Annotated in this window: 2 protein-coding genes; both read left to right on the forward strand. The window is 71.3% G+C overall.

Annotated features, from left to right (window positions below):
• Positions 1-816: cell division protein FtsQ/DivIB (locus FRW57_RS20815; protein ID WP_203230464.1), on the forward strand; the 816-nt coding region annotated here is incomplete at its 5' end.
• A gap of 180 nt (positions 817-996) precedes the next feature.
• On the forward strand, positions 997-2,053 hold a 1,057-nt coding region (gene ftsZ, locus FRW57_RS20820), incomplete at its 3' end, for a cell division protein FtsZ (RefSeq protein WP_152186959.1).

The raw sequence follows: 2,053 nt of genomic DNA on the forward strand, positions 1-2,053 counted from the left end.
CACGCGAGGCCCGCGCCGCCATCCGAGCGTGCATCCTCTCGGGCGCCCGAGGGGATGCACGCTCGGATGGCGGCGCGGGCCTCGCGTGTGCGTGCGTCGTCGCGCCGGACCCCCCTGTGGGGGACAGCCGTCGTGCTGCTCGCGGCACTGGTGGTGTGGTTGCTGCTGTTCAGCCCGGTGCTGTCCGCTCGGCAGGTCAGGGTCGAGGGCGTGTCGCCGGACTCGGTGTCCGCGGTGCGCGAGCGCGCCTCGGTGCCGCTCGGGCGGCCGCTGGTGCGGGTCGACACGGGCGCGGTGCGTCGACGGGTGCTGGCCGGCGGTGGTCTGGGTGACGTCCGGGTCAGCCGTTCCTGGCCGTCCACGGTGGTGATCCGTGCGGACCGCCGCGTCCCCGTCCTGGTGCTGAGAAACCTTCAAGGTCAACTAAAGGTTGTGGACGCCTCCGGCGTGGCCTACGCCACCGTGCCGAAGGCCCCCAAGGGACTGCCGGTAGTCACCGTGCACACCGACGAAGGGGCGGGCGGAGCCGCGGCCCCGTCGAGCGGGCGGGTGACCCAGCAGGGGCGGTCGGCCGCGGTCAGCCTGGTGGCCGCCCTGCCGGAACCGCTGGCGAACCGGGTGACCGACCTGACCCTGAACCTGCCGGAAGACGTGTCGTTCCGGGTTGCGGGAATCACCGTCCGATGGGGCTCGGGGGGCGACGCGCAGCCGAAGTTGCAGGTGCTGCGCAGCCTGCTCGACCAGCCAGGCGTCCGCAAGCGCGGCGGGACGATCGACGTCAGTGCGCCCGACTCACCAGTCGTCCGAACGCCGTGACAAACGAACTCAGCCTCGACTGCACGTTGAGAGTAGCGCGGGGGTGGGGAGGGTGCCGTAGCATGCCACCTACACTCGCTCGCAGGACACGCGCTCCGGCCCGGTCCCGACGTGTCGTTGTACCCCGTTCGATCTGCGCACCACCGTGATCCATACCGTCATCCAGGAGAGGCCCCCGACGTGGCAGCACCGCAGAACTACTTGGCCGTTATCAAGGTCGTCGGCATCGGCGGAGGCGGTGTCAACGCGATCAACCGGATGATCGAGGTCGGACTCAAGGGCGTCGAGTTCATCGCCATCAACACCGACGCACAGGCGCTGCTGATGAGCGACGCCGACGTCAAGCTCGACGTCGGCCGGGAGCTCACCCGCGGGCTGGGCGCAGGCGCCGACCCCGAGGTGGGCAAGAAGGCCGCCGAGGACCACGCGGAGGAGATCGAGGAGGTCCTCAAGGGCGCCGACATGGTCTTCGTCACCGCGGGTGAGGGCGGCGGCACCGGCACCGGTGGCGCACCGGTCGTGGCCAAGATCGCCAAGTCGCTCGGCGCGCTGACCATCGGTGTCGTCACGCGACCGTTCACCTTCGAGGGACGCCGCCGGGCCAACCAGGCCGAGTCGGGCATCACCGACCTCCGCGAGGAGGTCGACACCCTGATCGTCATCCCCAACGACCGGCTGCTGTCGATCAGCGACCGCGCGGTCAGCATGCTCGACGCCTTCCGCAGCGCCGACCAGGTGCTGCTGTCCGGTGTCCAGGGCATCACCGACCTGATCACCACTCCCGGCCTGATCAACCTCGACTTCGCCGACGTCAAGTCGGTCATGCAGGGAGCGGGCTCCGCCCTCATGGGCATCGGCTCCGCGCGCGGCGAGGACCGGGCGGTCCAGGCCGCGGAGCTGGCCATCTCCTCGCCCCTGCTCGAGGCGAGCATCGACGGCGCGCACGGCGTTCTGCTGTCCGTGCAGGGAGGTTCCGACCTCGGCCTGTTCGAGATCAACGAGGCGGCGCGGTTGGTCCAGGAGGCCGCCCACCCCGAGGCCAACATCATCTTCGGCGCGGTCATCGACGACGCCCTCGGCGACGAGGTGCGGGTCACCGTGATCGCGGCCGGGTTCGACGGGGGCTCGCCGACGCGGCGCGGAGACGACCGGGCCCTCGGCCAGGTCCAGGGTCCTCCGCAGAGCCAGCGGCAGGCCCCGGCTGGACAGCCCCGGCAGCAGGGCGGCCAGCAGACGC

It is taken from the genome of Segeticoccus rhizosphaerae (assembly GCF_009192725.1).
Taxonomy (GTDB): Bacteria; Actinomycetota; Actinomycetes; order Actinomycetales; family Dermatophilaceae; genus Segeticoccus; species Segeticoccus rhizosphaerae.